The 4,376-nt window shown below is 38.5% G+C and carries 5 protein-coding genes; all 5 read right to left on the bottom strand.

Features of this window, described 5'->3' with window-relative positions; translation table 11 throughout:
- Positions 1–518, bottom strand: a 518-nt coding sequence (locus ATN92_RS03305; RefSeq protein WP_158106617.1) for an SDR family NAD(P)-dependent oxidoreductase, incomplete at its 3' end; no start/stop codon positions are given.
- A gap of 154 nt (positions 519–672) precedes the next feature.
- Positions 673–1,362, bottom strand: a complete 690-nt coding sequence (locus tag ATN92_RS03300) for a replication protein (RefSeq protein ID WP_012478241.1) — start codon at positions 1,360–1,362, stop codon at positions 673–675.
- A gap of 72 nt (positions 1,363–1,434) precedes the next feature.
- Positions 1,435–1,590 carry a ribbon-helix-helix protein, CopG family gene (locus ATN92_RS03295; protein ID WP_004906453.1) on the bottom strand — a complete coding sequence of 52 codons (156 nt, stop codon included), beginning with the start codon at positions 1,588–1,590 and terminating at the stop codon, positions 1,435–1,437.
- A 595-nt stretch (positions 1,591–2,185) separates the two neighbouring features.
- The gene (gene mobV / locus ATN92_RS03290) at positions 2,186–3,271 is read right to left on the bottom strand and encodes a MobV family relaxase (protein ID WP_056950758.1); all 1,086 of its coding nucleotides are present in this window, start codon (positions 3,269–3,271) and stop codon (positions 2,186–2,188) included.
- 580 nt (positions 3,272–3,851) lie between these two features.
- Positions 3,852–4,376, bottom strand: a 525-nt coding sequence (locus tag ATN92_RS03285) for an SDR family NAD(P)-dependent oxidoreductase (protein ID WP_158106616.1), incomplete at its 5' end; no start/stop codon positions are given.

Here is a 4,376-nt window from a genome sequence, read left to right as displayed (position 1 = left end):
GCTTCTTGTGCTAATGCCTCGCTAAATCCTTCTAAAGCAAATTTGCTAGCACTATAGATTCCCGACATTGGACCAGTAATCAGTCCACCAATACTAGATATCTGTATAATATGACCTGATCCTTGTGTCCGTAAGTACGGCATAGCTGCTTGACAAATCCAAATTGCACCATAGAAATTAGTCTCCATTTGACTTCTAACTTCATCTTCACTAAATTCTTCAATCATTCCCAATACCATATTTCCTGCATTGTTAATGACAATATCGATCCTTCCAAAATGTTTAATGGCAGTTTCCACTGTAGTAAAAACAGCACTTCTATCAGTAACATCAAGACTTAACGGAAGTAACATTCCTTCAAACTGGTATTTTAACTCATTAAGTTTTTCAATATTTCTAGCAACACCAACAACCTTATCTCCTGACTCTAGTACTTTTTTAGTGAACTCGTATCCTAGTCCACTGCTCGCTCCTGTAATAAACCATACTCGTGTATTTTCTACGTTACTAAATGTCATAAATAATTTCCTCCATTAATCATGTAATATTTAGGTAGCAATTACCCGATATAAAAAAGGGTGAGTACCAAATATTTTATCCAAAAAAGGCTCAGCAAAAAGGGAAAACAAAAAAACGCAAAACGTAATAGAAAAAGGTATCCAAAATGCAGTTTTATTTCTGTTTTTCATCTCTAATCTCCTTATCGTTCAATATTTCGCCCGTTTCTTTATCAATATCGCCCCTGCCGTATCTTCGTTCTTGATAGACTGCGTCAAAATATAGCCTTACCAAGGCAGTATGCGCACGCAAAACGGAGTTAATTATTTTCATACTAGGAAGCCCATACTCATTACCATGAACTCTAACAAAACGCTTCAATTCACGTATATTAGCTATCCCATATTCATCAATCAAATCACAGACAGTATTCAACATATCGTCTTTATCTTCCACATCAAGCGATATATATCTATCAATATCAAAATTATTAATCAGCGTAATATCTTGTTTATTATATTTATGCTTTTTCTTCTCGATAGCGTCTTTCGACTCATGAGTAAGATATAAATACATACTTGTCATACTTCTGATGACTATTTGTACTTTAGCAATACTCTGATCGCCTAGAAGCTGTTTAATTTTGTACCGAACACTATCAGCAGTAACTGGGTTTTTAGCCACATAGACAACATGATAATGTGGCTTTTTAAAATCTTGTCCTGGCACAGTACTTTTATCTTTATCATGCAATGGACTAACAGCAATTGGGACACCAATTAATTCCAATTTCGACTTCCAATCTTCTGGAATAGATTCGGGATATAACAAAAAGGTGAAGTATCTTGATTTGTCTTTTGCCATAATGGTAGAATAACCTTGTTAGAACAACAATGTTTAGCGGAAACTTTCGTCTTGCCCAAGCCGAGTTTTCGCTTATTTTTTTTGTTCTAATTCCTTTCTTGAATAATCTTCTAAAGCTAAAGCTAAAATCGCAGACTTGGAAAAACCTTTTTCTTTCGCAAGTTTTTCCAAAGTAGAATACTGGTCTTCAGTTAAACTGACCGTAATTCTTTTTTTATTTGTAGCCATATTTTTTACTCCAAACTAAATTAATTTTAAGTACACCACTATTATGCGTTTTTGCAACATTATTGTCAACAATATGTGCTAGAAACCTCTATTTTGCTAAAAACTCGCTAAAAACTCGCCAAAAACTCGCCGAGATATAAAACTCTGTAACCATTGATATCAAAGGCTTAAAATCACTTTTTTATCAAAATTGGCACTCGGCACTTAAAAGGGGGGTCGTAGTACGGGAGCGAAAATCGCTCCCTGCCCCCTGATTTTCAAAATTTTTATTCCACTCAAACCAAAATATGGGCTCCGCCCAAACCCGCAAGCTGTGTCAGCTTGACCCCATAAATGAGCGGGAGCTCCCGCTCAAACTCACCCCGCACTCGCCGTGGGGCAGGCAAAAAAAGCAGGTGTGCTTTTCTTTGCATGCGCAAAAGTGTTTTATCCGCTAGTCTATCAACTCCTTAAAGCCTCAAAAAAGGGGCTAACTGCTAAAGCAGCAAGCCCCTTTAATTCGATTTACCGTTGACAGACACAAAGTTAACTACGTTCAATCTAGTGAGATGTTAAATTAAGCTCTTAAACGCCATTTTAAGCCCATATAAGTGTTTTAAAGATGTGGACCGCCTAATTCATCAGATTTATGCCTGTCGAATTCCTGTGAGCTTTCAGGGGCTTTTTTAGACGGTTCTTTTAGTCCTGCACGCTCTAGCCACTTTTCAGGTAAATTAATACCTAGTTTTTTGTGTAGAAACTCATCAACATTGCGCACAATGTCTTGAAGTGTTCCGACTAACTTTCGCAAACGAACATTTTCTCTTTCGAGGTCATTATATTCCCACGTTGTTCTAGTCAGTTTATCTCCTAACGAGTCGGCTTCACGCCTTGCTCTAGCATGCATTTGATTGTAATTATCACTAAAAGACGCCCGTTGTTCCAAATCAGCGAGATCAGATTTATCAACCGTGACTTTATTTTTATTCATCAAGGTGGGTTTACTAGCAATTTTTTTGTTATCCCGTGGCTTGATTTCATCAAGCTGTTTTTTTGTATGTGCAAGCTTTACTTGTGTCTCTTGTTTTTCGGTCTCTATTTTTTTCAATTCTTCCCGCATAGCTTTGTATTCGGGTACTGATAAGTTCTTACGCTCTTTATTTTTGTTGCCACGTTCAACATCAAAGCCATTTTCTTTGAGGTACTGTGGGAATTCCTCTTGAATACGTTGTAAGGCTTCACGATTGAATATACGCTTAGCTGAGAGCTTTTTATCATCATCAAAGGGCACAATGCCCATATGCATGTGTGGGGTCTTTTCGTCCATATGAACGACTGCATAGCGAATATTTTCGTCACCATAGTTATCTGCAAAATATTGTTTGGCTGTTTCAAAATATTTGCGGGTTTCGGCTTCGTCTAATTGCTCAAAAAAATCTTTGTCACTGGTTAGAATCCATTCATTGACTAAAACAGCGTCTTTGCGAACTGCCCGCTTACTCGCTTTGTTTTCGTTGATATAGGCTTCAATATCCGTTTTAAAATTATCAGTGCGCCCAACCACCAAATCATAATTCAGGTGGGAGCGGGAAACATCAATATCTTCGTTGCTGTGATTAGTCGTTTTCCGTTGGTCATGATTGCCAATGCCGACTAAATTATCAGCTTTTAATTTCGTCATTCTAGCCACTGCAAAACTCATTGTATGCACCTCATTTCGGAGTTATCTTCCAAGTAAAGTATAACACACTATACTTTACATTCGTAAAGGTGTGCTCTCCGAGGGTCAAAGCAAGAACCTGGCTTGTGCCAGATTCCCAAAGTCAAAAGCAAAAAAATAACCGCTGCTGCCGTTTCTTTTTCCTAGTAACAGAAATGAGATTTTCACCTTTGCGCTTTTCCGCAACGGTTGCAAATTCATTCCCAAGATCAAGTAAAAAAACCATGGGCTTTGCCCAAACCCACGAGGGAAAAATTTCCCCTCGACCCCCTCCAAAAAACTCCCCCAACCCCCTCACTTTTTGAGGGGGCTCCCTCGCCGGTTGGCAGGACAAAACAAAGTTTTGTCAATGCCGAGAGGGTGGAAAATCAGTGGCTCGTATCAACTCCTTAAATTCCTTCCGCTTTGCTCCAGTCAGACATTTACCGTTGACACTTCCCGTTTATCTTTCCTTCTGGCCAAATAAAAAAAGAGTAGCCGTAGCCACTCTTAATTTTACTTATTCAACAATCGCGCCCGATTGCGGCATACTTAAAAATAATCTCAATATTTTTTTGATCTTCTATTCCTCGATTATTCCATATCCTTCTGGTGCAGGAATCCCATGTTCTGCAGAACGACTGACTGATTCCCACTCTTTCCATGTAGATATACGTTTTTCTGCATTTTCAACAGCTAAATCATAAACAAGGCTTCCTAGAATCAATCGGAGAGGCGGATTCTCACTATTAACCAGTTTCATTATAGCTTCGGCAGCCAACTTAGGGTCACTATCAACTGATTCGGTTGAGTTTTGTTGAGCCAACTTCTCACGTAATGAATCATACTCTTTGTTCTGTGTGGTAAAACTCATTTTTAAGTATAGATTCGTCCAATAGCCTCCGGGTTCAACGATAGATACCTTTACACCAAAATGTGCAGCTTCTTGTGCTAATGCCTCGCTAAATCCTTCTAAAGCAAATTTGCTAGCACTATAGATTCCCGACATTGGACCAGTAATCAGTCCACCAATACTAGATATCTGTATAATATGACCTGATCCTTGTGTCCGTAAGTACGGCATAGCTGCTTGACAAATCCAAATTGC

Source organism: Companilactobacillus bobalius, from assembly GCF_009764355.1.
The sequence above is the reverse complement of the archived record's forward strand: the minus strand, read 5'-3'. Positions and strand labels throughout refer to the sequence as shown.

Coding starts and splice junctions, on each gene's coding strand:
- mobV (WP_056950758.1), bottom strand. CDS start 3,271: ATGAGTTTTGCAGTGGCTAGAATGACGAAATTAAAAGCTGATAATTTA.
- ATN92_RS03300 (WP_012478241.1), bottom strand. CDS start 1,362: ATGGCAAAAGACAAATCAAGATACTTCACCTTTTTGTTATATCCCGAA.
- ATN92_RS03295 (WP_004906453.1), bottom strand. CDS start 1,590: ATGGCTACAAATAAAAAAAGAATTACGGTCAGTTTAACTGAAGACCAG.